The sequence below is a fragment of the Pseudomonas fluorescens genome (genome assembly GCF_902497995.1).
GTDB lineage: Bacteria > Pseudomonadota > Gammaproteobacteria > Pseudomonadales > Pseudomonadaceae > Aquipseudomonas > Aquipseudomonas fluorescens_BK.
Window position 1 is genome coordinate 385186 of record NZ_CABVII010000002.1, and the last position, 26958, is coordinate 412143.

The following is a 26958-nucleotide window of genomic DNA, read 5'->3' on the forward strand; positions in this document are numbered from 1 at the left end:
ATGCGCGTGGCAAAAGGATGGTTGGGTCTGCTGTTGGCGATGCCGCTGCTGGCCTCGGCCGAGGAGATCGGTCAGGTGTCGACGGTGTTCAAGTTCGTCGGCCCGAATGATCGTATCGTCGTCGAGGCATTTGACGATCCGAAAGTGGAGGGCGTGACCTGCTACCTGTCCCGGGCCAAGACGGGCGGGGTGAAGGGTGGTCTAGGCTTGGCTGAAGATCGCGCCGAGGCGTCTATCGCTTGTCGTCAGGTCGGGCCGATCAGCTTCAAGGGTGAGCTGAAGGATGGCGACGAGGTGTTCAAGGAGCGCACGTCGCTGGTGTTCAAGACCATGCAGGTGGTGCGCTTCCTCGACAAGAAGCGCAATACATTGGTTTATCTGGTCTACAGCGATCGTTTGATCGAAGGCAGTCCGCAGAATGCGGTGACGGCGATACCGATCCTGCCGTGGGCACACGTTCAATAAGCTGACGAAGATCCAAAATGTGGGAGCGGGCTTGCTCGCGAATGCGGTGTGTCAGGCGATATTTTTGCCGGCTGACACACCGCATTCGCGAGCAAGCCCGCTCCCACATTTTTTTTTGCGGTGCGATCATTAAATCGCAGGCAATAAAAAACCGACCCGGAGGTCGGTTTTTTAACAAGCTTATCGCTTATGCGGCAACAGCAAGGTTCAGAGCCTTGACGTGACCGTTCAGACGGCTCTTATGACGAGCGGCCTTGTTCTTGTGGATGATGCCTTTATCGGCCATACGGTCGATAACTGGCACGGCCAGAACGTAAGCAGCTTGAGCTTTTTCAGCGTCTTTTGCGTCAATGGCCTTAACTACATTCTTGATGTAGGTACGAACCATGGAACGCAGGCTGGCGTTGTGGCTGCGACGCTTCTCAGCCTGTTTTGCACGTTTTTTGGCGGAAGGTGTGTTGGCCACCGTCGAGCTCCTCGAAAGACTTTTTAGGAAATAGCAAACAAAATAGGCCGCGAATCATGCCGATGAGTTGATGTCTTGTCAAGGGCGGTTGAGACGTTCCGCTAAGTGGTAGGTATAAAGAGGCGGGATATTTATTTCCGGCGCTTGACCTGTAAACTCGCGAGCTTTGGCTCTGTGCTGCTGCGGCGCGGAGTATCGCATAAGTGGGCGCTTTGTTCGCCTGCTGTTTATCGACAGGCACAAACTCTTTCAATGAATCTGCTCAAATCGTTGGCCGCCGTCAGCTCTATCACGATGATTTCCCGGGTTCTGGGGTTCGTCAGGGACACTCTAATCGCGCGGGCATTTGGTGCGGGGATGGCGACCGACGCCTTCTTTATTGCCTTCAAATTGCCCAATCTGCTGCGCAGGATCTTCGCCGAGGGGGCGTTTTCCCAGGCTTTCGTGCCGATTCTGGCGGAATACAAAAGCCAGAAGGGCGAGGAGGCGACGCGAACCTTTATCGCCTATGTCTGCGGCCTGCTGACGCTGGTGCTGGCGCTGGTCACCGCGCTGGGCATGATTGCTGCGCCGTGGGTCATCTGGGCGACTGCGCCGGGTTTCACCGATACCCCGGAAAAATTCGAGCTGACCGTGAGCCTGCTGCGGGTGACGTTCCCTTACATATTGCTGATCTCCCTGTCTTCATTGGCCGGTGCGATCCTCAATACGTATAACCGCTTCTCGGTGCCGGCCTTTGTGCCAACACTGCTCAACGTCAGCATGATTATCTTTGCGGTGTTCCTGACGCCGTACTTCGATCCGCCGGTCATGGCCCTGGGTTGGGCGGTACTGGTCGGTGGTCTGGCGCAATTGCTCTACCAGCTGCCGCACCTGAAAAAGATCGGCATGCTGGTACTCCCGCGCCTGAACCTGCGCGACAGCGGGGTCTGGCGGGTTTTGAAGCAGATGGCGCCGGCGATTCTCGGCGTTTCGGTGAGCCAGATTTCGCTGATCATCAACACCATCTTTGCCTCCTTTCTGGTCGCCGGCTCCGTGTCCTGGATGTATTACGCCGACCGCTTGATGGAATTGCCGTCCGGTGTGCTGGGCGTGGCATTGGGCACGATCTTGCTGCCGACCCTGGCCAAGTCCTACGCCAGCAAGGATCGCCACGAATATTCACGAATCCTCGATTGGGGTCTGCGCCTGTGCTTCATGCTGGTGTTACCGTGCTCGCTGGCGCTGGGGATTCTGGCTGAGCCGCTGACGGTTTCACTGTTCCAGTACGGACAGTTCAGTGCATTTGATGCTGCCATGACTCAGCGTGCACTGGTCGCCTATTCGGTCGGTCTGCTGGGGATTATCGTGATCAAAGTGTTGGCGCCGGGCTTTTATGCGCAACAAAACATCCGCACCCCGGTAAAAATCGCGATTTTTACTCTGGTATGCACCCAATTGTTCAACCTGGTGCTGATCGGTCCGCTGGCCCACGCCGGCCTGGCCCTGGCCATCAGTGCCGGCGCCTGCCTCAACGCCGGCCTGTTGTTCTATCAACTTCGCAAGCAGCAGATGTACCAGCCGCAGCCTGGCTGGGCGAAATTCGGGGTTAAACTGGTGGTCGCGGTGCTGGTGATGTCCGCGGTCTTGCTGGGCGCGATGCATTTCATGCCGGCCTGGGACCAGGGGCACATGCTCGAACGATTCCTGCGTCTGGGCGCGCTGGTGGCGGCTGGCGTGGTAGCGTATTTCGGTATGTTGCTGTTGATGGGCTTCCGTTTGCGCGACTTCAATCGCAAGGCGCTGAGCTGAGGTTTCGACCTCGATAAACACGGGCGAGCCGGCGGTTTTGTCGGTTCGATCACTTTGGGTTACGGTGTTGCCTGTCGTCGGCCGCCGTGTGTGGTTATAATCGACCACTTTATGAGCAAGAAGCGCGTTATGCAGCTGGTTCGAGGCCTCCACAACCTGCGCCCCCAGCATCGGGGCTGTGTCGCCACTATTGGCAACTTTGACGGTGTTCACCGTGGTCACCAGGCAATCCTGGCGAGGCTGCGTGAGCGTGCGCTCGAGTTGGGCGTGCCCAGCTGCGTGGTGATTTTCGAGCCGCAGCCGCGAGAATTCTTCGCCCCGGACACGGCACCCGCCCGCCTGGCCCGCCTGCGAGACAAATTGCAGCTGCTGGCCCTGGAAGGTGTCGACCGGGTTTTATGCCTGGCGTTCAACCAGCGCCTGAGCAAGCTCAGCGCCAGCGAATTCGTCGATACCATCCTGGTGGACGGCCTTGGCGTCCAGCATCTGGAGGTCGGTGATGACTTCCGGTTCGGCTGTGACCGGGTAGGGGATTTCGTTTTCCTGCAGCAGGCCGGCGTCCTGCAAGGCTTTACCGTCGAAGCCGCGCAAACGGTCGAACTGGACGGCATTCGGGTCAGCAGCACCCAGGTCCGCAATGCCTTGGCCGCTGCCGATTTTGCCTTGGCCGAGCAACTGCTCGGTCGCCCGTTCCGGATTGCCGGACGGGTCTTGCACGGCCAGAAGCTGGCCCGCCAGTTGGGTACGCCCACGGCCAACATACAACTCAAGCGTCGTCGCGTGCCGTTGACCGGGGTTTACCTGGTCAACGTCGACATCGACGGCAAGACCTGGCCAGGCGTCGCCAATATCGGCGTGCGGCCCACGGTCCAGGGTGATGGCAAAGCCCACCTTGAAGTGCATCTTTTAGATTTTGCCGGCGATCTGTATGACCGGCGTTTGACGGTGGTTTTCCACCACAAGCTGCGTGAAGAGCAGCGTTTCGCCTCTCTGGAGGCGCTTAAGACGGCGATCAATGCGGATGTTGCCGCCGCCCGTGCCCTGTCGCACCTAGCGCCAATCGCTAATGAAGAGCCTTAAATGACCGACTATAAAGCCACGCTAAACCTTCCGGACACCGCCTTCCCGATGAAGGCCGGCCTGCCTCAGCGCGAACCGCAGATTCTGCAGCGCTGGGACAGCATTGGCCTGTACGGTAAGTTGCGCGAGATTGGCAAGGATCGTCCGAAGTTCGTCCTGCACGACGGTCCTCCGTACGCCAACGGCACGATCCACATCGGTCATGCACTGAACAAGATTCTCAAGGACATGATCATCCGCTCGAAAACCCTGTCGGGTTTCGACGCGCCGTATGTTCCGGGCTGGGACTGCCACGGTCTGCCGATCGAGCACAAAGTCGAAGTGACCCACGGCAAGAACCTGGGCGCGGACAAGACCCGCGAGCTATGCCGTGCCTATGCCACCGAGCAGATCGAAGGCCAGAAGTCCGAATTCATCCGTCTGGGCGTGTTGGGCGACTTTGCCAACCCGTACAAGACCATGGACTTCAAGAACGAGGCCGGTGAAATCCGTGCCCTGGCGGAAATTGTCAAGGGTGGCTTCGTGTTCAAGGGCCTCAAGCCTGTGAACTGGTGCTTTGACTGCGGTTCGGCCCTGGCTGAAGCGGAAGTCGAGTACGAGAACAAAAAATCCGCGACCATCGACGTGGCCTTCCCGATCGCTGACGAAGCCAAACTGGCTGCCGCGTTCGGTCTGCCATCGCTGGGCAAACCGGCCTCGATCGTGATCTGGACCACCACCCCGTGGACCATCCCGGCCAACCAGGCGTTGAACGTTCACCCGGAATTCAACTACGCACTGGTCGACGTCGGCGACAAACTGCTGGTGCTGGCTGAAGAGCTGGTCGAGTCGTGCCTTGCCCGCTACAGCCTGGAAGGCTCGGTCATTGCGACCACCACCGGTAAAGAACTGGAACTGATCGATTTCCGTCACCCGTTCTACGATCGACTGTCGCCGGTTTACCTGGCTGAATACGTCGAACTGGGCGCGGGCACCGGCGTGGTTCACTCCTCGCCAGCCTACGGCGTAGACGACTTCGTGACCTGCAAAGCCTATGGCATGGTCAACGACGACATCCTCAATCCGGTGCAAAGCAATGGCGTGTACGCGACATCGCTGGAGTTCTTCGGTGGCCAGTTCATCTGGAAGGCCAACCCGGCTATCGTCGACAAGCTGACCGAAGTCGGTGCGCTGCTGCACACCACCACCATCGAACACAGCTACATGCACTGCTGGCGTCACAAGACTCCGCTGATCTACCGCGCCACCGCGCAGTGGTTCATCGGCATGGACAAAGAGCCTGCGACCGGCGAAACCCTGCGCAAGCGGGCGATCAAAGCCATCGAAGAGACCAAGTTCGTTCCGGCCTGGGGCCAGGCGCGTCTGCACTCGATGATCGCCAACCGTCCTGATTGGTGCATCTCCCGTCAGCGCAACTGGGGCGTGCCGATCCCGTTTTTCCTGAACAAGGAAAGTGGCGAACTGCACCCACGCACCGTCGAACTGATGGAAATCGTCGCCCAGCGCGTCGAAGTCGAAGGCATCGAAGCCTGGTTCAAGATGGACGCCGCCGAGTTGCTCGGTGACGAAGCACCGCAATACGACAAGATCAGCGACACCCTCGACGTCTGGTTCGACTCGGGCACCACGCACTGGCACGTCCTGCGCGGTTCGCACTCGATGGGCCACGAGACCGGTCCACGCGCCGACCTGTACCTGGAAGGTTCGGACCAGCACCGTGGCTGGTTCCACTCGTCGTTGCTGACCGGTTGCGCCATCGACAACCACGCGCCATATCGCGAACTGCTGACTCACGGCTTCACCGTCGATGAGTCCGGCCGCAAGATGTCCAAATCCCTGGGCAACGTGATCGCGCCGCAAAAGGTCAATGACACCCTGGGCGCCGACATCATGCGTCTGTGGGTGGCTTCTACCGATTACTCGGGCGAAATTGCGGTTTCCGAGCAGATTCTGCAACGCAGTGCGGACGCCTACCGGCGTATCCGTAACACCGCGCGCTTCCTGCTTTCGAACCTGACCGGTTTCAACCCGGCCACCGACATCCTGCCGGCCGAAGAAATGCTGGCGCTGGACCGTTGGGCCGTGGACCGCACCCTGCTGCTGCAACGCGAGTTGCAAGAGCACTACGGTGAATACCGCTTCTGGAACGTCTACTCCAAGATCCACAATTTCTGCGTGCAGGAGCTGGGCGGTTTCTACCTCGACATCATCAAGGACCGCCAGTACACCACTGGCGCCAACAGCAAAGCCCGCCGTTCGGCGCAAACCGCGCTGTATCACATCTCCGAGGCGCTGGTGCGCTGGATCGCGCCGATCCTCGCGTTCACCGCCGACGAGCTGTGGCAGTACCTGCCGGGCGAGCGCAACGAGTCTGTGATGCTCAACACCTGGTACGAAGGCCTGAGCGAGCTGCCGGAAGGCGTCGAGCTGGACCGTGCCTACTGGGAGCGGATCATGGCGGTGAAGGTCGCGGTCAACAAGGAAATGGAAATCCAGCGCGCGGCCAAGGCCGTCGGTGGCAACCTGCAAGCCGAAGTGACGCTATTCGCTGAAGACGCGCTGAGCGCCGACCTGGCCAAGCTGAGCAACGAATTGCGCTTCGTGCTGATCACCTCGACTGCGACAGTTGCACCGTTCGTGCAGGCGCCAGCCGATGCCGTGGTCACCGAAGTCAGCGGTTTGAAGCTGCAGGTGGTCAAGTCGAGCCACGCCAAGTGCGCCCGTTGCTGGCACTGCCGTGAAGACGTCGGCGTGAACCCGGAGCATCCGCAAATCTGCGGTCGTTGCGTCGACAACATCAGCGGCGCTGGCGAGGTTCGTCACTATGCCTAATGCGGCTGGCCGTTTCGGACGGCTGAGCTGGCTCTGGTTGAGTTTGCTGGTCCTGGTCATCGACCAGGCCAGCAAGTTCTACTTCGAAGGCAAGCTCGAAATGTTCCAGCAGATCGTGGTGATCCCCGATCTGTTCAGTTGGACCCTGGCCTACAACACGGGCGCGGCGTTCAGTTTCCTGGCCGACAGTTCCGGCTGGCAGCGCTGGCTGTTCGCATTGATCGCGATTGTGGTCAGTGCGGTGCTGGTGGTCTGGCTCAAACGCCTTGGCCGCAACGAAACCTGGCTGGCCATTGCGTTGGCGCTGGTGCTGGGTGGCGCGTTGGGCAACCTGTATGACCGTATTGCTTATGGCCATGTGATCGATTTCATCCTGGTCCATTGGCAGAACCAGTGGCACTTCCCGGCGTTCAACTTCGCCGACAGTGCGATTACTGTAGGTGCTGTCATGCTGGCCCTGGATATGTTCAAAACCAAGAAAACCGGAGAAACCGTTCATGACTGAACAGGTATTGGCTGAGCAACGCATCCGCCAGAACACGGAAGTCACCTTGCACTTTGCACTGCGCCTGGAGAACGGCGACACCGTCGACAGCACCTTCGACAAAGCCCCGGCGACCTTCAAGGTCGGCGACGGTAATCTGTTGCCAGGTTTCGAAGCGGCGCTGTTCGGCTTCAAGGCCGGCGACAAGCGTACGCTGACGATTGCGCCGGAAAACGCTTTTGGCCAGCCCAACCCGCAAAACGTACAGATCATCCCGCGCTCGCAGTTCAAGGACATGGAACTGTCACCGGGTTTGCTGGTGATCTTCAACGATGCGGCCAATACTGAGCTGCCGGGTGTGGTAAAGGAATTCGATGACGAGCAAGTGACCATCGACTTCAACCATCCGCTGGCTGGCAAGGCATTGACCTTTGACGTCGAGATCATCAGCGTCACATCGCTGTAAGCAACTACGCAGATCCAATGTGGGAGCGGGCTTGCTCGCGAATGCTGACTGACATTCACTATTGATGTCATCTGATACACCGCTTTCGCGAGCAAGCCCGCTCCCACATTAAATCCTCGCTGTTTTTGAGCCTTGTGTATGGCCGACAGCAGGGCATTTCTATTTCTTGCGCGCAAGACACGAGGCACAGCATGCAAATCAAACTCGCCAACCCCCGTGGCTTCTGCGCCGGCGTGGACCGGGCGATCGAAATCGTCAACCGCGCCCTGGAAGTCTTCGGGCCGCCGATCTATGTGCGTCACGAAGTGGTCCACAACAAATTCGTCGTCGAAGACCTGCGTGCTCGCGGCGCGATCTTCGTTGAAGAACTGGATCAGGTGCCGGACGACGTCATCGTGATCTTCAGTGCCCACGGTGTTTCCCAGGCTGTGCGTACCGAAGCTGCCGGCCGTGGCCTGAAGGTATTCGACGCCACTTGCCCGCTGGTGACCAAGGTGCACATCGAGGTCGCGCGCTACAGCCGCGACGGCCGTGAATGCATCCTCATCGGCCACGCCGGTCACCCGGAAGTCGAAGGCACCATGGGCCAGTACGATGGTAGCAATGGTGGCGCGATCTACCTGGTCGAAGACGAAAAAGACGTCGCTGCGTTGCAAGTGAACAATCCCGAAAAACTGGCGTTCGTGACCCAGACCACACTGTCCATGGATGACACCAGTCGCGTCATCGACGCCCTGCGCGCGCGCTTCCCGGCGATCGGCGGTCCGCGCAAGGACGACATCTGCTACGCCACGCAAAACCGTCAGGACGCGGTCAAGCAACTGGCCGACGAGTGCGATGTGGTATTGGTGGTCGGCAGCCCGAACAGCTCCAACTCCAATCGCCTGCGTGAGCTTGCCGAACGCATGGCGACTCCGGCTTACCTGATCGACGGCGCCGAAGACTTGCAAAAGAGCTGGTTCGACGGAGTCGAGCGCATCGGCATCACCGCTGGCGCCTCCGCACCGGAAGTCCTGGTGCGTGGCGTGATCCAGCAGTTGCAGGCCTGGGGCGCTACCGGGGCCGATGAACTGGCGGGTCGCGAGGAGAACATCACGTTCTCCATGCCCAAGGAATTACGCGTCCGCTCCTTGCTCTGAGTCTTCTTCTCCCGCGCACAATGCCTGTTCAGTTTTTGTACTGCGCAGGCTGACGCGACCGTTCGAGGCCAGCACCACCTGGTGGTGGCTTACCGGTTCGCGGGCCGCGCAAACATGCAATGTTCCCGCTTGAAAGCCACCGTGCAGCGGTTCGCCCAGATTGCTGAAACGTATGGAAGTCCTGACATATCGATTGCCGATAATCGGCACTCGAGTGCCACTATGGCGCTCGACCAGCAATGGATTGCTGCTGTCCTCGTACCCTTTGCCGTTCACATCCACGATAATCCGCCAGCCTTGGCTCCAGTCGCCGTTGATGGCGTGGATCATGACGGTCTGGCTACGCGTGATCGCTTCGCTTCTGGCGCTGCGCAGGCCGGCGACCAGCGAATTCGCCGCCTCTTCGCGATGGTTCGCCTCGGTGAGTGCCGCTAACGCCGGACTGACCAATGACAGAACAATCCCCGTAATCGTCAGTCCCATAAGCAGTTCGATCAGGCTGAAACCGAGCTGACGCATGACAACTCCCTCCCTGGAGTGGAACTTCGCGCGATCCTTGCGCGAGTAATGGCAAATCAACCGGTACATCTGCCGGTCGAATGTTCTGGCGTGTAGAAGCAGGTATAGCCGACGGCTATGGAGAGCAACGATGGATCATCGTACAAAAGGTTTCACGCTGATCGAGTTGCTGGTCGCGCTCGCGGTTTTTCTGATCCTGATCACGTTGGCTGTCCCGGCATTTACCCGTTCGGTGCAAAGTACCAAGGCCGACACCGAAATGGGTGATCTGCGGCGCGCTCTGAATTTCGCCAGACTGGAAGCCATGGACCGGGGCATTACCACCCGGCTTCGTCCGACCGCAAGCGGCAGCGTCTGGACCGGGGATTTGGCTGTTTACGACGCTACTGTCAATCCGCCCATTGTATTGCGGGTTGTTCCGGCAATGAGCAGCGGCGCGACTCTGACGCTAACCTCAGGCGTGACAGCCATCGATTTCAACAACCTTGGGGGGTTGTCGGGATCCTCCACGGCGGTAGTGATCGGTTACGTGCTGGGGGCGCAAAGCAGGACGCTGAATGTGTGTTTGAATGGACGAATTCTATTGGGTGGAAGTTGCGGATGAGGGGATGGAGCAGGCGTGCACAGGAGGGCATGACGCTGATCGAGGTCTTGGTGGCGTTGCTGGTTTTGAGCGTCGGTCTGTTGGGGGCGGCGGCGATTCAGCTCAATGCGCTGAAATACACGGACAGCTCGCGGATGACCAGCCAGGCCAGTTTTATCGCCTATGACCTGATGGACCGCATCCGCGCCAACTCCGCTGCCGATTACACCGTCACGCCACCGACCTCGGGCAACCTGAGCGTCGCCCGGGATCAGGATCTCTACGACTTCACCTCCAACATTGTCAGCGCCCTTGGCGCCACCGCGACAGGCAGCGTCACGCTCAATCAGCGGGTGTACACCCTCACCATCACTTGGGACGACTCACGTGCGGCCAATACCGCCAATTCGCGGCGCAGCTATGTGCTGACCAGTCGCGCCACCGTCGACCCGGTGTCGACGCCATGAATAAAGCCAGCAGAGGTTTCGGCCTGATCGAATTGCTGATCGCCCTGGTGTTGAGTCTGGTGGTGGTGCTGGGCGTGGCGCAGGTTTTTATCGCCGCCAAGAACACCTACGTCAGCCAGAACGCCTCGGCCAATATGCAGGAAGACGCACGATTCGTGCTGAGCAAGATGATTCAGGAAATTCGCATGGTGGGGATGTTCGGTTGCCTGGGGACGATCACCGACGCCAGTTCGGCCGGCGACTTCAATGCCAGCCAGGCAACACCGATCAGTTGGGACAATGCCAACCTCAAACTGACCCTGGTGACTGCCGATGTGGGCGGCAGTGGCGGGACGCCCGTGTGGACGGTGGTTTCGGACTGTAGAAACACGGCGACGGCTTATGCCGGCGCACGATCGCCGGCATCGGGACAGCTGGCGTTTCCGATCCGGCGGCTGATCTACAGCCTTAAAAACAACCAATTGACGTTGGGTGTCGGCCCCGGTACGCCAACTCAGGCGGTGCTGGTCGACAACGTCAGTGCCTTCAATGTGAGCTTCGGCCTCGCCAGTTCGGCCACTGACGTGGCCGCTTCCAGCTACAGCAGCAACCCGTCGGACCCCGCGCGAATCCGCAGCGTCCGCTTGACGTTGACCCTTAGAGACCCGGACGCTCGGGTGCGCGATCAAACCTTCAACGTAGTTGCCGCTTTGCGCAACCGATTGCAATGAGAGGAGGACCGATGAGTTTTTATCCCGATACCTCTCACTCTCAGCGCGGTATGGCACTGTTGGTCAGTTTGGTGTTTCTCCTGTTGCTGACGCTGATTGGCATTTCATCGATGCAGAACGCCACCCTGCAGGAAAAAATGGCCGGCAGCGTAACCTTGCGCAATCAATCGTTCCAGACCGCCGAAGCCGCACTGCGTATCGGCGAAAGTGCCGTGCAGTTGGACACCTATTCGTTGCCGGTCTGCAGCGGAACCAGCCAATGCGCACCACCGGGCGAATCGTCGACAATCACCGGCGCCGGATTCAATTCCACCTCGGGGGTGACCTGGATCGCCGCTGGCGGTGGTTTCTACGGGGTGCAAAACATCGGCACCACGTTGAACGCCGTGAATATACCCAGCAACACCTCGACAACGCTGTACCGGGTGACCGCCGTGGCCATCGCAGGCAACAACGTTCGTACCGTGGTGGAGAGTATTTATGCGAAGTACTGAACGGTGTGCCGGACTGTGGAGGCTGTTTTGCGGCGCCGTGCTGGGTTTGTATCTGTCAGCCCCGGTTTACGCGTTCACCCCCTCGGACTCACCGCTGTTGAGCGCAGCCGCCGTCGCGCCAAACGTGATGCTGCTGATCGATGACTCGGGGAGCATGAACAACATCATCTGGGCGCCAGGGTTCGATCCAACGGTCAACCGTGCGCAGATCGCCATTTGCAGTTCCAACACCTCATGCTCCAGCGGTCAGAATCTGGACATGAGCAACACCAACATCCTCTTGTCCAGCCTCAACCGGGGAGGGTGCTCGACCAGCGGCAATTGGTACGGTTTTTATCGCGGCTTCTCGGGGCAGTCATCCATATGCCTGAAGCTGCCCGACCCGGTGGGCAATGAAAATACTCGCTACACCGCCGACTACTTGTCTTATCTGGTGGGCCTGGCCAATGGTTCGAACAGGGATTTCACCAGTGGCACCGGCGCGATCCCCAACGATTACCGCATCAGCGTGGCACAGGATGTGTCGACAAACCTGGTCAGCAGCAATCGCGCGCTGCGTATCGGCCTGGCGACGTTCAACCCGCCCACCAGCAGCAACTCCGGCCCCGGCGGTTTTATTGCCCGCCCGGTCAGTGACCTGTCTGCGGTCAGCGGCAGCGTCACCCAGGCCCAGGCCAACACCAACTACAACGCCCTGATCGCCTCGATCAGTGGCTTGAGTGCCATTGCCAACACTCCCTTGGCGGAATCCTATTACGAGATCACCCGGTACATGCGCGGCATGGCGCCGTACTACAACTCCACACCGACTACCTACACCAGCCCGATCCAGTATCGCTGCCAGAAAAACTACGGTGTGGTGATCACCGATGGCCTGCCCACTTTTGATCGGACCTTTCCCACCAATGATCCGCTCGGCGGCAGCCGTTTGCCGAACTGGGACGGCATCAGCACCAACGATGGCGACAACCTTTTCGGTGACGCAGAGGGCGATACCCTGTACCTGGACGACATTGCCAAATTCGCCTTTGACATCGACATGCGCACCACCGGTACCGACGCCGCGGGCAAAAGCTGGAGCGCGGTGGACTTCCCCAGGCAGAACATGAACACCTACACCGTAGGTTTCACCGCAGCAAACCAGATGTTGTCGGACGCCGCCAGCTACGGGCAGGGCAAGTACTACCAGGCGACCGATAGCGCCGGCCTCAACTCTGCATTGTCATCGGCCTTGAGCGACATCACGTCCAAGGCCGGTTCTGGAGGCAGCGGCATCACCAGCAGTTCGATCGTCGGGGTCGGCTCCTCCTATTACCAGACCAGCTATGACCCCAAGGACTGGCGCGGCACCATCAAGTCCTATGGCTTCACCTCCAGCGGCGCAGTGAATACCAACTCGGTGCTCTGGACGACCGACACGGCCATAGTGCCCGGGGCCACGGCGCCGACCTATCAGTCCTGGAACACCCTGACCAATGCTCCCATGACCCTGGCTTACGCCAACTTCTCCCCGGCGCAGCAGGCGATCCTCAATCAGGGCTTGCCCACCGGCATCACCGCAAGCGATCTGGTGGAGTGGAGCAAGGGCATCAACAAAACCGGGTTGAAAGTGCGCAGCGTATTACTCGGCGACGTCATCAATTCACCCCTGGTACTGGCGTCGCCTTCGGACAAGACCGCCGCCGACCTGGTGGGCGATACCAGCTACAGCACCTACCTGGCTACCAAGGCGGCCAACATGACCGCCAGTCTGGTGGTAAACGCCAATGACGGCTTTGTAAACGTCATCAATCCGGCCAACGGCACCCGGCGTTATGCCTACATGCCGTCGAGTGTGCTGCCATCGCTGCGCAATATCGCCGACACCGCCTACATGAACGGTGTCGGTCACGAGTTTCTGGTCGATGGTCAGCTCGGGGTGTTCGATGCCCAGCTCAACAGTGCCTGGAAAACCCTCGCACTGGGCGGTACCGGCGCAGGCGGCAAGACGTTTTACGCGGTGCAGCTGTACGACGCTGCGGTCGGTAACGCGACCAAGGCACTATGGGAGATCAGTGCGCCGACCACGGCCAATACCGCGAACGTGTTCAATGACCTGGGTTATGCCTATGCCCGTCCGGAAGTGGCACGCTTGGCCGATGGGCGTTGGGCAGCGTTCATCGCCAATGGCTATGGCAGCAGTTCAGGGGTGGCGGCGTTGTATGTGGTGGACATTCGCGATGGGTCGCTGATCAAAAAAATCGTCATCGACAGCACCGAAACCACCAACGGCCTGTCCTCGGTGAAGCTCAAGGTCAACTCGCAGAATGTGGTGCAGGCCGCCTATGGCGGTGACCTGAAAGGGCGGTTGTGGAAGTTTGATCTGAGCGGCGTTACCACAGACGCCTGGGGCGTGGCGTTTTCCGGCAAGCCGTTGTTTACCACCGCGGGGGGCGCCGCTCAGCCGATCACTGCGCAACCGCTGCTGGCGGACAATTCCCTGGGCGGCAAGGTGGTCTTTTTCGGCACCGGAAAATTCAACGAGACTGCCGACAAGACCAACAAGGACCTGCAGGCGTTCTATGCGGTGTGGGATGCGAACGGAGGCACCGGGCAGATCACCACCTCCAGTTTGCAGGCCCAGGCGGTGACGGGCGTGTTCTCCGCAAGCTTGGGGCAGTTCATTACCACCAGCCAGAACGAAGTGACCTATCCGGCCGAAAAGGGCTGGTACCTGCCACTGGTCTACAACAGTGTGTTGAACGGTGAGCGGGTGATCAACCAGGCGGCCTTGATTCTGGGACGAATCGTCTTTACCACCGCCAGCGTCGACACCACGGACCCTTGTGCCAGTTTCGGCACCGGCAAACTGATCGAACTGGATGCATTCAGCGGTAAAATGTTCAACTACGCGGTACTCGATACCAATGGCGATGACCTGGTCGACAGCAGCGACACGATTTCCAGCGGGGTGATTTTCACGGGCGGGATGCCGGTGCTGAACGCCATCGTCAACGGCGGCACCGCCAAGATCGTGGGCGACTCCAGTGCGGCGGTGACCAGGCTGACTGAAAAGGGCGGCGGCGGTGACGGTCGTCGCATCATGTGGCGACAAATACAGTAAGTGAGAGTTGAGGCATGCGCAGATCCAACCGAGGTTTTACCCTGATCGAAATCATGATCGTGATTGCGATCATCGGGATCGTCATCACCATTGGCTACCCGAGCCTCACCGAGTACGTGAAGAAAGGCCGCCGGACTGAAGTGGCGGGTTTGCTCTCCGAGCAGGCGCAAATTCTTGAACGGTTTTATTCGAACTCGAAGACGAGCGTCTACACCGGTGCCTCTGGCCTGAGCGCCGGCAATGATTTCTACACGATCACGCCGGCCTTGACCGATCAGGCCTTCAAGCTGACGGCTGTGCGCAAGGCCGGCAGCGCCATGGCGACGGACAAGTGTGGGGATTTCACTATCACCAACACCGGCGTCAGAAGCATGGAGAATGCGGCAGCTGGCCTGACCACGAAGGATTGCTGGGGTCGCTGAATTCCTTTTCGGGCGCCTTTTTCGCCCCTGTCTATTTAACGGTTGGATCAGAACATGACCAGGCAACAGCAAGTGGTGATTGTCGGTGGCGGCGTAATAGGTTTGCTGACAGCATTCAATCTCGCCTCCGAAGTGCAGAGCGTTGTATTGCTGGATCGCGCGAATGTCGGTCAGGAGTCCTCCTGGGCCGGTGGCGGTATCGTTTCGCCGCTCTATCCATGGCGCTACAGCCCGGCGGTTACCGCGTTGGCCCATTGGTCCCAGGACTTTTATCCGCAGCTGGGCGAGCGGTTGTTCGCGGCGACCGGGATTGATCCCGAGGTATACACCACCGGTTTGTATTGGCTGGATCTCGATGATGAAGTCGAGGCGCTGGCCTGGGCCGAGCGTGAAAACCGGCCGTTGCGGGCTGTGGATATCTCGGCGGCCCACGATGCGGTACCGGTGCTCGGTGTCGGTTTTTCCCGGGCGATCCATATGGCCGATGTGGCCAATGTGCGCAATCCGCGGTTGGTGAAATCGCTCAAGGCTGCGTTGCTGGCGCTGCCGAACGTGACGATTCATGAGCAGTGCGAAGTCGGCGGGTTCATCCGTGAAGGCGCTGCCGTAGTCGGGGTGCAAACCTCGGCGGGCGCCATTCGTGGCGATCAGGTGGTTCTGACGGCTGGCGCCTGGAGTGGTGATTTGCTCAAGAGCCTGGGTCTGGACCTGCCGGTCGAGCCGGTCAAAGGGCAGATGATTCTTTACAAGTGCGCGGCGGACTTTCTACCAAGCATGGTGCTGGCCAAGGGGCGTTATGCGATTCCTCGGCGCGACGGGCACATTCTGATTGGCAGTACGCTGGAGCATGAGGGTTTTGACAAGACGCCGACAGAGTCTGCCCTGGCGAGCCTGAAGGCCTCGGCTGTGGAGTTGATTCCGGCGTTGGCGGATGCCGAAGTGGTGGGGCATTGGGCGGGGCTGCGGCCGGGGTCTCCGGAGGGGATTCCTTATATTGGCCGGGTGCCCGGGTTTGATGGCCTGTGGCTCAATTGCGGGCATTACCGCAATGGCCTGGTGTTGGCGCCGGCGTCGTGTCAGCTGTTTGTGGATGTGATGTTGGGGCGTGAGCCGATTATCGATCCGGCGCCGTATGCGCCTGCCGGGCGAATTTAGCCGCGGGAATTTCAGCGCCTGTCAGATCGCCTTCGCGAGCAAGCCCGCGCCCACATTTGATCCCTGCGGTTCACAAATAATATGTCCACTGGAGATCTAATGTGGGAGCGGGCTTGCTCGCGAAGGGGCCTTCAATCCAGGCCCAGTTTCTTGAGCCGATAACGCATCGACCGAAATGAAAGATTCAACCGCTGAGCCGCCGCCGTACGGTTCCAGCGGGTTTCCTCCAACGCCTGGAGGATCAGTTTGCGCTCAACGTTTTCCAGATAGTCTTCCAGGTTGTCGATCTGCGTCAGGTCCGGCACACCGCCTTGCGCGACACAGTTGCCTTCGGCCAATCGCAGGTCGCCGGCTTCGATCTGTTGGTTCTCACACAGCGTGTGAGCCCGTTCGAGCATGTTCTCCAGTTCCCGCACATTGCCCGGAAAACGATAGCTTTTCAGCGCGTCGAGGGCGTGTGGATGGAGTCTTGCGGCGGGCTGGCCACTGCCGGCTGCCAGGCGTTTGAGAACATGGATGGCCAGGGTCTCAATATCGTCGCGACGTTCGCGCAAGGACGGAACCCGCAGCTCGATCACGTTCAGCCGATAGTACAAATCCTGGCGGAAGCGCTCGGCGGCAACTTCAGCGTCGAGGTCTTTGTGGGTGGCGCAGAGGATGCGCACATCGACCACGGTTTCCTGCTGACCACCGACACTGCGCACGGCTTTTTCCTGAATCGCCCGCAGCAGTTTGACCTGCATCGCCAGTGGCAAGTCAGCCACTTCGTCGAGGAACAGCGTACCGCCATGGGCAGCCTGGAACAGGCCGGGCTTGTCCTCGATGGCCCCGCTGAAGCTGCCTTTGCGATGGCCGAAAAACTCGCTTTCCATCAATTCCGAGGGAATCGCCCCACAGTTCACCGGGATAAAGGGTCGGTTGGCCCGCGCTCCCTGCTCGTGGATCAGTCGCGCGACCAGTTCCTTGCCACTGCCAGACTCGCCGCTGATGTACACCGGGGCCTGACTGCGGGCCAGTTTGTCGATTTGTTTGCGCAGGCTGCGCATGGGCAATGAGTCACCCAGCAACTGCCGATCGACGGTGCTGCTGGCGCCGCCCGGCGCGGTCAGGCGCAGGGCGCTGCTGACCAGTTCCCGCAGGCGGGAAAGGTCTACCGGTTTGGTCAGGAAGTCGAAGGCCCCGGCCTTGAGTGCGTTGATCGCTGTATCAAGGCTGCCATAGGCAGTAATCATTGCCACCGGTACCTGTGGATGGCGTTGCTGGATGTATTGCACCAGCTCGAGGCCGGTGCCGTCCGGCAGACGCATGTCGGTCAGGCACAGGTCGAATGTCTCGCGCGTCAGCAGAGCCTGGGCTTCGCCAAGGCTGCGGGCACTGAAGGTGTCGAGTTTCATCCGTCCCAGGGTGATTTCCAGGAGTTCGCGAATGTCCGGCTCGTCGTCGACGATCAGGGCTTTTTGCCGTGGGCTTGTGTTCAACTTTGTTTCCGTCCATGAGCAAAGGTGATACGAAAGCAGCCGCCGCCTTGGCGTGGTTGGAAGTCTAGGCGGGCCTGGTTGCTTTCGCACAGCTCACGGGACAGATAAAGTCCAAGCCCCGTCCCTTGGGTGCTGGTGGTGAAAAACGGTTCGAACAGCTGTGCCTGATGGTCCGGTGCCACGCCGGATCCATCGTCCCTGACCTCGAGAATCGGCAACTGGCTGTCGCGCTCGACATACAATTGGAGCCAGACCTGCGCCTGGTCGTGGAGCTGGACGCTATGGCGCCAGCCGTTGCGCACCAGATTGTCGAGTATCTGGGTCAGCTGGTTCGGGTCCATCAGGGTGTTGAAGTCGCCCGAACCTATGTGCAGGTGAAGCTGCTGACGCTCGGTCGCGCGCTCTCGGGTTTCGGCGACGAACTGTTCCAGCCACGGCTTCAGGTCGAGCCGTTGCGCCACGGTTTGTTGGCGCCGGGACAGTTGCAGGACGTTTTCGATTACCCGATTCATTCGCTGAGAGTGGTCTTGAATAATCTGGGTCAGACGTCGATCCGCGCCATTGAGTTCCTCTGATTCCTGTAATAGCTGCGCCGCATGACTGATGGCTCCCAGTGGATTGCGGATTTCATGGGCGATGCCGGCTGTCAGGCGGCCGAGGGCGGCGAGTTTCAATTGTTGGGCCTGTTGGGCGATCTGGGCGAGGTCTTCGAGAAACACCAGAGTCTGGTAGTGGGGGCTTTGGTTCAGGGCAATAAAGCTCGGTTGCAGCTCCAGGCCACTCCCGTCGAATTTAACGCTCTGGGGGCGCAGCGTCGGATTGTTGAGCCACAGTTGCAGGCATTCGACCAGGGTGGGCGAGTAATCATCGATCAGATTGCCTTCAAGCCCGTCCCGCCCCAGCAGTGTCAACGCGCTGTGGTTGGCCAGTTGCACCCGTCGCTGGTCGTCGAGTACCAGGATGCCGGTGCGCATGCGTTGCAGGATCAGCGCATTGAGGGCTTCGAGGCCGATCACTTCGCTGGCCCGTTGCTCGGCCAGGCTTTCACTGACTTCCAGGCGCCGGGTCAGGCCTTGTACCAACAATGCTGCGGCGAAGCACAGGGCGCCCAGCGTGCCGACTTGCAGGTAGTCGTTGGGGCTGGTCGGATGGCTGAAGCTTATCAGCAGGCTCAGCCCGACGATGCCAAGCGCGCCGACAGCGGCAATCAGCAAGCCGATATGCCGCCGCAACAAGGTGTTGCTGATCGCCACCGACACGATCAGCAGATTGCCGATGGCGCTGGCCACGCCGCCGCCGGCGTAGAACAGGCCGCACAGCAGCAACACGTCGGCCAGCGCCAGACTGAACAACTGCGCCGGGCGGCGGGTGTTCTCAAGAAACACCACCAGCAGGATATTGAGTACCAGGTACAGCCAGCTGCCAATGCGCAGCAAATCGTCATTGGCGAACTTCAGCAGCTGGTTGTCCATGTTGCTGGAGATCAACAGCACCAGGATGAGGCCGACGCTTAATCGGTAAAGATGATAGAGCCGCAGCAGTCGCTGGGCCTGTTTGCTGCCGGGACTGGACGTCTCAGCGATCACTTGAGCCGGGGCCTTGCTCAAGGTGAGCCTGGCTGCAATACCATTGTTGTTGAAGGTTCAGCGCGCGGTCGCGGGGCAGGTGGACGCCGCAATGCGCGCAGCGGACCATGGGCGCCGCTTCCAGTTCGGCTGAGGACTTGGGGGCGGAGGAAGAAGCCTTGAACTTGCGCCATAACCAGACCGCAGCGGCAATCAGGGCGATCCAGAACAATAAACGAAGCATGGTGAGCTGCTTTATTAGCTAATGATCAGGCAGTTTAGCAAGGACATGACTGTAGGAGCGAGCTTGCTCGCGATGGACGTCAACGGTAACGCGTGCTATCGGGATAAACGCGTCGTCTGGACGTCTTTCGTCGGAGCGCCGCCCGGAGCAAGCTCGCTCCTGCAGAGTCTGCGAATATCAGTCGAACACGCCGAAGGTCATGTAGCTGAACCACGAGCGGTCGCTGTTGTTGGCTTCGGACTCGTGTTCCTCTTCCTCGATCACGTCGCCATCTGCATCTTTAGGCTTGAGATCGCTTGGAATCGCGTCCTTGGCTTCCTGGAACTGCTTCTGCACGTCCTGGTTGGCGCGGGTTTCGCCCGGCGGCAACGGCGGACGGGACTCGATCAGGCCCAGGGTGGCCTTGCTCAACCACGAACGGTTGTCGGCTTCGTCGACCGAAGGCTTGAACTGACCGTCGACCAGGCTTGGATGGTTCGGGTAGTTGAGCTTCAGGGTTTCGAGGCTGGTGTTGGCCAGTTCGTCCAGGTGCAGGCGCTGGTAGGCCTCGGTCATCACCGCCAGGCCGTCACCGACTGCTGGGGTTTCCTGAAAGTTTTCCACCACGTAGCGACCACGGTTCGCGGCGGCGACATAGGCCTGACGGGTCAGGTAATAGTCGGCAACGTGAATCTCGTAAGCGGCCAGCAGGTTGCGCAGGTAGATCATGCGCTGCTTGGCGTCCGGCGAGTAGCGGCTGTTCGGGAAGCGGCTGGTCAGCTGGGCGAACTCGTTGTAGGAGTCGCGAGCGGCACCCGGGTCACGCTTGGTCATGTCCAGCGGCAGGAAGCGCGACAGCAGGCCGACGTCCTGGTCGAAAGAAGTCAGACCCTTGAGGTAATAGGCGTAATCCACGTTCGGGTGCTGTGGGTGCAGACGAATGAAACGCTCGGCGGCGGACTTCGCAGCCTCAGGCTCGGTGTTCTTGTAGTTGGCGTAGATGAGCTCGAGTTGAGCCTGATCAGCGTAGCGACCGAACGGATAACGCGACTCCAGGGCCTTCAGCTTGGCTGTGGCGCTGGTGTAGTTGCTATTGTCCAGATCGTGCTGAGCCTGCTGGTATAGCTCGACCTCGCTCAGGTTTTCGTCTACGACTTCCTTCGATGAGCAAGCAGCGGTCAATGCGAGGATGGCGATCAGCAGCAGGTGTTTCACTTGCATGGCGGCTTGCGTCCCTATGACGGCCGCTGTCTTGGGCGGGGCCGTCCTGTTATGATGAACGCCCCGTTGAATAGCATCGGGGCAAAAGACGCCGTATTTAACCACAAGCGCGCAGCTGAAACCAAAAGCTGTGCCGACGCCTAGTCTGAGCATGTCCGATAAAATTGAACTTCGCGCAGAGGTGCCGTCCGAATTGGGCGGCCAACGCCTCGATCAAGTCGCCGCACAATTATTCGCTGAGCACTCGCGCTCGCGCCTTTCCGCCTGGATCAAAGACGGCCGCCTGACTGTGGATGGGGCGGTTATCCGCCCGCGAGACATCGTTCACGGTGGCGCCATTCTTGAGTTGACTGCCGAGCAGGAAGCTCAGGGCGAATGGATCGCTCAAGACATCGAGCTGGACATCGTCTATGAAGACGACGACATCCTGGTGATCAACAAGCCTGCGGGCCTGGTGGTGCATCCGGCTGCCGGTCATGCTGATGGCACCTTGCTCAACGCCTTGCTGCACCATGTGCCGGACATTATCAATGTGCCCCGCGCCGGTATCGTGCATCGCCTGGACAAGGACACCACCGGTCTGATGGTGGTGGCCAAGACCATTCAGGCGCAGACGCAGCTGGTCACACAGTTGCAGAGCCGCAGCGTCAGCCGCATCTATGAATGCATCGTGATTGGCGTGGTGACCGCCGGCGGCAAGATCAATGCGCCGATCGGTCGTCATGGCCAGCAACGCCAGCGCATGGCGGTAATGGAAGGTGGCAAGCAAGCCGTCAGCCATTACCGTGTGCTCGAGCGTTTCCGCTCTCACACTCACGTGCGGGTGAAGCTGGAAACCGGTCGTACGCACCAGATTCGTGTACACATGGCGCACATCAACTACCCGTTGGTCGGAGATCCTGCCTACGGCGGTCGTTTCCGTATTCCGCCGGCTGCCAACCCAACGATGGTTGAATCGCTGAAAAACTTCCCGCGTCAGGCGCTGCATGCGCGGTTCCTGGAGCTGGATCACCCGACCACCGGCCAGCGCATGAGCTGGGAATCGCCGTTGCCGGAAGATTTCGTCTGGTTGCTGACCCTGCTCAAGCAAGACCGCGAGGCGTTCATCGGATGAGTGACTGGCTGATTCCCGACTGGCCTGCGCCTGCCGGGGTGAAAGCCTGTGTGACCACCCGTGCGGGCGGCGTCAGTCTGGCGCCGTTCGACAGCCTCAACCTCGGCGATCACGTCGACGACAGCCCCGAAGCTGTTGCCGAAAACCGTCGTCGCCTGACCGATCATTTCTCTATCCGACCGGCCTGGCTGCAGCAGGTTCACGGCATTGCCGTGGCTCATGCTGAGCCGAGCCTGGTGGCTACTGCCGACGCCAGCTGGACGGCAACGCCCGGTATCGCCTGCGCGGCGATGACTGCCGACTGCCTGCCGGCGCTGTTTTGCGACCGTGCCGGCACTCGCGTTGCTGCGGCTCATGCCGGCTGGCGCGGGTTGGCGGCGGGGGTGCTGGAAGCCACCCTTGACAGTCTGGCTGTGTCGCCAGAAGCAGTGCTGGTCTGGCTCGGTCCTGCCATTGGCCCGCAAGCCTTTGAAGTCGGCCCGGAAGTACGGGAAGTCTTCATCCAGCAATTGCCTGAAGCGGCGAAAGCCTTCGTTCCGAGCCAGAACGCCGGCAAGTTCATGGCCGACCTCTATGAGCTGGCGCGTTTGCGTCTGGCTGCGCGTGGTGTCACCGCTGTTTATGGTGGCGGTTTCTGCACCGTGACCGATCCGCGCTTCTTTTCCTACCGTCGCAGCCCGCGCACCGGCCGGTTTGCCTCCCTTATCTGGCTCGAACGCTAGACTTCCCTGATCTGCGTCAACTGTACGACGCTTGAATCTCCCAGAATCGACCGCATCTAAGTGGTATCTGGCAGGTTTCTTCATTCAGGATGTTTATAGGTCCGGCCTGCTCAAAAGGAAGGTGACCCATGCGTATAGACCGTTTAACCAGCAAGTTGCAGTTAGCCTTGTCCGATGCCCAATCCCTGGCTGTCGGTCTCGATCATCCGGCCATTGAACCGGCACACTTGATGCAAGCCATGCTTGAACAGCAGGGTGGTTCGATCAAGCCGTTGCTGATGCAGGTGGGCTTTGACATCAACAGCCTGCGTAAAGAGCTGACCAAAGAGCTCGACCAGCTGCCGAAAATCCAGAACCCCACCGGCGACGTCAATATGTCGCAGGATCTGGCGCGCCTGCTCAACCAGGCCGATCGCCTGGCCCAGCAGAAGGGCGACCAGTTCATTTCCAGCGAGCTGGTGCTGCTCGCCGCCATGGACGAGAACAGCAAGCTTGGCAAGTTGTTGCTCGGCCAGGGTGTGAGCAAAAAAGCCCTGGAAAACGCGATCACCAACCTGCGTGGCGGTGAGGCTGTCAATGACGCCAACCACGAAGAGTCGCGCCAGGCCCTGGACAAGTACACCGTCGACCTGACCAAGCGCGCCGAAGAAGGCAAGCTCGATCCGGTGATCGGCCGTGACGACGAAATTCGCCGGACCATCCAGGTGCTGCAACGTCGTACCAAGAACAACCCGGTGCTGATCGGTGAGCCTGGCGTCGGTAAAACCGCGATCGCAGAAGGCCTGGCCCAGCGCATCATCAACGGCGAAGTGCCCGATGGCCTGAAAGGCAAGCGCCTGCTGTCCCTGGACATGGGGTCGCTGATTGCCGGTGCCAAATATCGCGGCGAGTTCGAAGAGCGCCTCAAATCCCTGCTCAACGAGCTGTCGAAGCAGGAAGGGCAGATCATCCTGTTCATCGACGAACTGCATACCATGGTCGGCGCCGGCAAGGGCGAAGGCTCGATGGATGCCGGCAACATGCTCAAGCCGGCATTGGCTCGTGGCGAGTTGCACTGCGTCGGCGCCACCACGCTCAACGAGTACCGCCAATATATAGAGAAGGATGCCGCCCTCGAACGGCGCTTCCAGAAAGTCCTGGTGGATGAGCCGAGTGAAGAAGACACCATCGCTATCCTGCGTGGCCTGAAAGAGCGTTACGAGGTTCACCATAAGGTGGCGATCACCGACGGCGCGATCATTGCCGCCGCCAAGCTCAGCCATCGCTACATCACGGATCGTCAATTGCCGGACAAGGCCATCGACCTGATCGACGAAGCCGCCAGCCGCATCCGCATGGAAATCGATTCCAAGCCGGAAGTGCTGGACCGTCTGGAGCGCCGACTGATTCAGCTGAAGGTGGAATCCCAGGCGCTGAAGAAAGAAAGCGACGACGCGGCGAAGAAACGCCTGGAAAAACTCCAGGAAGAAATCGCCCGTCTCGAACGTGAGTATTCGGACCTGGAGGAAATCTGGAATTCGGAAAAGGCCGAAGTCCAGGGTTCGGCGCAGATCCAGCAGAAAATCGAACAGTCCCGTCAGGAACTGGAAGCCGCGCGCCGTAAAGGCGACCTGAACCGCATGGCCGAGCTGCAATACGGGGTGATCCCGGACCTGGAGCGCAGCCTGCTGATGGTCGACCAGCACGGCAAGAGCGAAAACCAGTTGCTGCGCAGCAAGGTCACTGAAGAAGAGATCGCCGAAGTCGTGTCGAAGTGGACCGGCATTCCGGTATCGAAAATGCTCGAAGGCGAGCGCGACAAGCTGATGAAGATGGAAAGCCTGTTGCACCAGCGTGTGATCGGCCAGGACGAAGCGGTGATTGCCGTCTCCAACGCGGTGCGGCGTTCGCGGGCCGGGTTGTCCGACCCGAATCGCCCGAGCGGCTCGTTCATGTTCCTCGGTCCGACCGGGGTCGGTAAAACCGAGTTGTGCAAGGCGCTGGCCGAGTTCCTCTTTGATACTGAAGAGGCGATGGTGCGGATCGACATGTCCGAATTCATGGAGAAACATTCCGTGGCTCGACTGATCGGTGCGCCACCAGGCTACGTAGGCTATGAAGAAGGCGGTTACCTGACCGAGGCGGTGCGTCGCAAGCCTTACTCGGTGATCCTCCTGGACGAGGTCGAGAAAGCCCACCCGGACGTCTTCAACATCTTGCTGCAAGTGCTTGAAGATGGCCGCCTGACCGACAGCCATGGCCGCACGGTGGATTTCAAGAATACCGTGATTGTCATGACGTCCAACCTGGGGTCGGTGCAGATCCAGGAACTGGTCGGTGACCGTGAGGCGCAGCGCGCGGCGGTGATGGATGCGATTTCCACGCACTTCCGGCCGGAGTTCATCAACCGGGTCGACGAAGTGGTGATCTTCGAGCCGCTGGCGCGGGATCAGATCGCGGGTATTACCGAGATCCAGTTGGGGCGTCTGCGCGCTCGTCTGACCGAACGGGAACTGAAGCTGGAACTCAGCCCTGAGGCGATGGACAAGCTGATCGCGGTCGGGTACGACCCGGTATACGGCGCACGACCGCTCAAGCGAGCGATTCAGCGCTGGATCGAGAACCCGTTGGCGCAGCTGATTCTGTCGGGTCGATTCATGCCCGGCGACACCGCCAAGGGTGTCGTGGAAAACGACGAAATCGTCTTCGTCTGATCCGCCGTTGTAGGAGCTGGCTTGTCGGATCGCCGCACCGCAGCGATGGTCGTCAACGATAACGCGTACTTCCTGGATGAACGCGGTGTCATTGAGTCCTTCGCCGACAAGCCGGTCTCGCTCCCACATAATCCGTAACTGAACAGCTTTGCTCGCATTGCGAGGTCTTTTTTTCATTAGGTTGTTGAACTGAAAGGAAAAGGCTTGTAAAGTGCGCCCCGCAGTAAGTCGCTCCGAAGGGTTTCCGCTCCCCAAGCAGGAATCCAAAATAAGTTGCAAATCATTAACTTGAAAGCAATTTAGGGGGTTGACAGAGGTGCTGAAGATTGTAGAATAGCGCGCCTCAGACACACGAACGCAGCGATGCGAACGGGTCGAAGAGAACGCAGTAAAGCTTCAAAGTTGTAAATTGAAATGTGTAGTTCCGTGATAGCTCAGTCGGTAGAGCAAATGACTGTTAATCATTGGGTCCCAGGTTCGAGTCCTGGTCACGGAGCCAATTTCAAACCGGGGTATAGCGCAGTCCGGTAGCGCGCCTGCTTTGGGAGCAGGATGTCAGGAGTTCGAATCCCCTTACCCCGACCATTTTTGGGTCGTTAGCTCAGTTGGTAGAGCAGTTGGCTTTTAACCAATTGGTCGTAGGTTCGAATCCCACACGACCCACCATTTTTGAAACCAGTTAACGCTGGGATCAGATCTTAAGATCAGAGGCCAAAAGCGCTGATCGAAGAAGGCGACTTGTAAAGGTCGCCTTTTTTTTACCGGGGTATAGCGCAGTCCGGTAGCGCGCCTGCTTTGGGAGCAGGATGTCAGGAGTTCGAATCCCCTTACCCCGACCATATTGAAAATCCTCGTATCGAAAGATACGGGGATTTTTTTTGTCTGCAGCAAATGCAAAAAAGCCCCGCTTCTTGGGGAAAGAAGCGGGGCGGGTGCTATTCCCGGTCTCAGCTGTTGTCTTTGAGGTGCTCGAACAAGCCTTTTGGCATTTTCTTGCCATTGGCTTCGTAGTTGGCCTTCACGTTATCAAAAGCCTCCTGCTCGTCGATCTGGCCATCATGGCTGGTGTCGATCTTGTCGAAGTCGGCCTTGGGCGCCACTTTCAGGAATTCCGCGCGGGATACCTTGCCATCACCATCGGTGTCGGTCCGGGCCATCGATTCATCGCCACACTTGCCTTCGCCGCATTTGCCTTCCGGGGTTTTCACCACCTGTTCGGCCGAGGCCAGCAGATAGCCCTGGGTCAGAGGCTGTGAAGCAAACACGGAACCGGACAACATCATGCCTCCGGCCAGGACAGCGCCAAGCAGGCCAATGGAGTTTTTGCCGAGAGTAGGGGTACGGGACATTTACATTCTCCTGGGTTGCACGACACAACCGTTCGATAAGGGACGCCACGCAAGTGCGGCGGTAGCCGAAGCAGGCGGTGCCGTGCTCGGGTGTGGCCATTTAGCGGGGGTGGTGTATCGCTACTGTGTCGCGCAAGGAGGGAGTTTGTAAGCGAAGGGGCTGGATCGGGGGTAGAGATACAGTGAGACACAAATCTACAGATCATTGGAGATCAAATGTGGGAGCGGGCTTGCTCGCGAATGCGGTGGGTCAGTCAACATTTATGTCGATTGATCCACCGCATTCGCGAGCAAGCCCGCTTGTATGCTAGGACTTGAAGGGAGGAGAAGGGACAAAGCCCGATTCTGACTGTTGACGCAGTACAGATCCGTGGGAGATTTCGCCCCTCCTCCTTTCACCCAAGCGCCGATAAAGAA

General features: G+C 59.4%; 24 protein-coding genes and 4 tRNA genes. 21 read left to right on the forward strand and 7 right to left on the reverse strand.

Annotation, left to right across the window (positions count from 1 at the left end; all coding sequences use genetic code 11):
• A complete protein-coding gene (locus F8N80_RS03740; protein WP_138964186.1) occupies positions 1-465 on the forward strand; it encodes a CreA family protein in 465 nt (154 codons plus the stop codon).
• Between the two features lie 187 nt (positions 466-652).
• Here the strand turns inward: F8N80_RS03740 and rpsT are convergent, their stop codons facing one another.
• On the reverse strand, positions 653-931 hold the full coding sequence (rpsT, locus tag F8N80_RS03745) for a 30S ribosomal protein S20 (protein WP_008154937.1): 279 nt from the start codon (positions 929-931) through the stop codon (positions 653-655).
• Positions 932-1183: 252 nt separating this feature from the next.
• Between rpsT and murJ the strand changes: the two genes are divergently transcribed.
• The 6 genes from murJ to ispH all read left to right on the forward strand — a co-directional run bounded on the left by murJ (position 1184) and on the right by ispH (position 8723).
• A complete protein-coding gene (murJ, locus tag F8N80_RS03755) occupies positions 1184-2722 on the forward strand; it encodes a murein biosynthesis integral membrane protein MurJ (RefSeq protein WP_150783233.1) in 1539 nt (512 codons plus the stop codon).
• Positions 2723-2851: 129 nt separating this feature from the next.
• Positions 2852-3802 carry a bifunctional riboflavin kinase/FAD synthetase gene (ribF, locus tag F8N80_RS03760; protein WP_064675819.1) on the forward strand — a complete coding sequence of 317 codons (951 nt, stop codon included), beginning with the start codon at positions 2852-2854 and terminating at the stop codon, positions 3800-3802.
• On the forward strand, positions 3803-6634 hold the full coding sequence (gene ileS, locus F8N80_RS03765; protein WP_150747775.1) for an isoleucine--tRNA ligase: 2832 nt from the start codon (positions 3803-3805) through the stop codon (positions 6632-6634). It begins immediately after the preceding gene.
• Positions 6627-7139 carry a signal peptidase II gene (gene lspA / locus F8N80_RS03770; RefSeq protein WP_150747774.1) on the forward strand — a complete coding sequence of 171 codons (513 nt, stop codon included), beginning with the start codon at positions 6627-6629 and terminating at the stop codon, positions 7137-7139. The genes ileS and lspA overlap by 8 nt, the downstream gene beginning before the upstream one ends.
• The gene (fkpB, locus tag F8N80_RS03775) at positions 7132-7584 is read left to right on the forward strand and encodes an FKBP-type peptidyl-prolyl cis-trans isomerase (protein WP_150747773.1); all 453 of its coding nucleotides are present in this window, start codon (positions 7132-7134) and stop codon (positions 7582-7584) included. The genes lspA and fkpB overlap by 8 nt, the downstream gene beginning before the upstream one ends.
• A 191-nt stretch (positions 7585-7775) precedes the next feature.
• The gene (gene ispH, locus F8N80_RS03780; protein ID WP_150747772.1) at positions 7776-8723 is read left to right on the forward strand and encodes a 4-hydroxy-3-methylbut-2-enyl diphosphate reductase; all 948 of its coding nucleotides are present in this window, start codon (positions 7776-7778) and stop codon (positions 8721-8723) included.
• Here ispH and F8N80_RS03785 read toward each other — a convergent pair.
• Positions 8700-9242: a GspH/FimT family pseudopilin gene (locus F8N80_RS03785; protein WP_150783234.1), complete on the reverse strand. Its 543-nt coding sequence runs from the start codon at positions 9240-9242 to the stop codon at positions 8700-8702. The genes ispH and F8N80_RS03785 overlap by 24 nt on opposite strands.
• Before the next feature lie 130 nt (positions 9243-9372).
• Here F8N80_RS03785 and F8N80_RS03790 point away from each other — a divergent pair, with 130 nt between their 5' ends.
• From F8N80_RS03790 to thiO, 7 genes are read left to right on the forward strand one after another with little or no spacing between them, the layout of a single operon-like run.
• Positions 9373-9846 (forward strand): GspH/FimT family pseudopilin, encoded by a 474-nt coding sequence (locus F8N80_RS03790; protein ID WP_150747770.1) that lies wholly within the window; start codon positions 9373-9375, stop codon positions 9844-9846.
• A complete protein-coding gene (gene pilV, locus F8N80_RS03795) occupies positions 9843-10292 on the forward strand; it encodes a type IV pilus modification protein PilV (RefSeq protein ID WP_150783235.1) in 450 nt (149 codons plus the stop codon). Before F8N80_RS03790 ends, pilV begins: the two co-directional genes overlap by 4 nt.
• Positions 10289-11002 carry a PilW family protein gene (locus F8N80_RS03800; protein WP_150747768.1) on the forward strand — a complete coding sequence of 238 codons (714 nt, stop codon included), beginning with the start codon at positions 10289-10291 and terminating at the stop codon, positions 11000-11002. The genes pilV and F8N80_RS03800 overlap by 4 nt, the downstream gene beginning before the upstream one ends.
• 11 nt (positions 11003-11013) lie before the next feature.
• Positions 11014-11496, forward strand: coding sequence for a pilus assembly PilX family protein (locus F8N80_RS03805; RefSeq protein WP_150747767.1), 483 nt, complete (start codon positions 11014-11016; stop codon positions 11494-11496).
• A complete protein-coding gene (locus F8N80_RS03810) occupies positions 11483-14599 on the forward strand; it encodes a pilus assembly protein (protein WP_150747766.1) in 3117 nt (1038 codons plus the stop codon). Before F8N80_RS03805 ends, F8N80_RS03810 begins: the two co-directional genes overlap by 14 nt.
• 14 nt (positions 14600-14613) lie before the next feature.
• Positions 14614-15021, forward strand: coding sequence for a type IV pilin protein (locus F8N80_RS03815; RefSeq protein ID WP_150747765.1), 408 nt, complete (start codon positions 14614-14616; stop codon positions 15019-15021).
• Between the two features lie 54 nt (positions 15022-15075).
• Positions 15076-16176, forward strand: a complete 1101-nt coding sequence (gene thiO / locus F8N80_RS03820; RefSeq protein ID WP_150783236.1) for a glycine oxidase ThiO — start codon at positions 15076-15078, stop codon at positions 16174-16176.
• Positions 16177-16307: 131 nt separating this feature from the next.
• Here thiO and F8N80_RS03825 read toward each other — a convergent pair whose 3' ends face one another.
• The 4 genes from F8N80_RS03825 to F8N80_RS03840 form a co-directional block, all read right to left on the reverse strand.
• Positions 16308-17654, reverse strand: a complete 1347-nt coding sequence (locus tag F8N80_RS03825) for a sigma-54-dependent transcriptional regulator (protein WP_150783237.1) — start codon at positions 17652-17654, stop codon at positions 16308-16310.
• Complete coding sequence (locus F8N80_RS03830) at positions 17651-19240, reverse strand: sensor histidine kinase (RefSeq protein ID WP_150747778.1); 1590 nt, start codon at positions 19238-19240, stop codon at positions 17651-17653. Before F8N80_RS03830 ends, F8N80_RS03825 begins: the two co-directional genes overlap by 4 nt.
• Complete coding sequence (locus F8N80_RS03835; RefSeq protein ID WP_150747762.1) at positions 19230-19463, reverse strand: PP0621 family protein; 234 nt, start codon at positions 19461-19463, stop codon at positions 19230-19232. Before F8N80_RS03835 ends, F8N80_RS03830 begins: the two co-directional genes overlap by 11 nt.
• A 177-nt stretch (positions 19464-19640) precedes the next feature.
• Positions 19641-20663 (reverse strand): outer membrane protein assembly factor BamD, encoded by a 1023-nt coding sequence (locus F8N80_RS03840; protein WP_150747761.1) that lies wholly within the window; start codon positions 20661-20663, stop codon positions 19641-19643.
• A gap of 151 nt (positions 20664-20814) precedes the next feature.
• On the opposite strand from F8N80_RS03840, the gene rluD reads away from it, so the two are divergent.
• The 7 genes from rluD to F8N80_RS03875 all read left to right on the forward strand — a co-directional run bounded on the left by rluD (position 20815) and on the right by F8N80_RS03875 (position 26031).
• Entirely contained in the window at positions 20815-21777 is a 963-nt protein-coding gene (gene rluD, locus F8N80_RS03845) for a 23S rRNA pseudouridine(1911/1915/1917) synthase RluD (protein ID WP_034148244.1), read from the forward strand.
• Positions 21774-22499: a peptidoglycan editing factor PgeF gene (gene pgeF, locus F8N80_RS03850; protein ID WP_150747760.1), complete on the forward strand. Its 726-nt coding sequence runs from the start codon at positions 21774-21776 to the stop codon at positions 22497-22499. Before rluD ends, pgeF begins: the two co-directional genes overlap by 4 nt.
• A 128-nt stretch (positions 22500-22627) precedes the next feature.
• Entirely contained in the window at positions 22628-25192 is a 2565-nt protein-coding gene (gene clpB, locus F8N80_RS03855) for an ATP-dependent chaperone ClpB (RefSeq protein ID WP_150747759.1), read from the forward strand.
• A gap of 423 nt (positions 25193-25615) precedes the next feature.
• Positions 25616-25691 (forward strand) — tRNA-Asn (locus tag F8N80_RS03860).
• A gap of 9 nt (positions 25692-25700) precedes the next feature.
• Positions 25701-25777 (forward strand) — tRNA-Pro (locus F8N80_RS03865).
• A gap of 5 nt (positions 25778-25782) precedes the next feature.
• Positions 25783-25858 (forward strand) — tRNA-Lys (locus F8N80_RS03870).
• Between the two features lie 96 nt (positions 25859-25954).
• A tRNA-Pro gene (locus F8N80_RS03875) sits at positions 25955-26031 on the forward strand.
• 108 nt (positions 26032-26139) lie between these two features.
• Here F8N80_RS03875 and F8N80_RS03880 read toward each other — a convergent pair.
• Positions 26140-26541, reverse strand: a complete 402-nt coding sequence (locus F8N80_RS03880) for an HvfA family oxazolone/thioamide-modified RiPP metallophore (RefSeq protein WP_150783238.1) — start codon at positions 26539-26541, stop codon at positions 26140-26142.
• Between the last annotated feature and the right edge of the window lie 417 nt (positions 26542-26958).